The sequence below is a fragment of the Streptococcus sp. HMSC062B01 genome, from assembly GCF_001811085.1.
Taxonomy (GTDB): Bacteria; Bacillota; Bacilli; order Lactobacillales; family Streptococcaceae; genus Streptococcus; species Streptococcus gordonii.
Window position 1 is genome coordinate 843 of sequence record NZ_KZ672796.1, and the last position, 267, is coordinate 1,109.

At 48.7% G+C, this 267-nt stretch carries 1 protein-coding gene; it reads left to right on the forward strand.

What is annotated here, in order from left to right:
* Window positions 1-267 (forward strand): Ig-like domain-containing protein (locus HMPREF2780_RS07980; RefSeq protein ID WP_158672305.1); only part of this gene is annotated, 267 nt, incomplete at both ends.

Genomic DNA, 267 nt, shown 5'->3' on the forward strand with positions numbered 1-267 from the left:
TAACACCAACTGGTACGGGCGATAAGACAGAAGGACTTCAAGGTCAGGTCCAAGAAGGTAAAGTGACCTTCACTCCAGGCCATGACTCTGTTCCATTCCCAGCGGATTCGACTCCACTATTTGACAATGGGACAGCTGTGAAGGAAGTTCCAAATGTTGGTAAGTTCGAGGTGAACGCAGATGGTAAGGTGACCTTCACTCCAGACAAACAGTTCAAGGGTGAAACACCAGAACTTGAATTGACTCGTGTGGATGCCAACGGCACTC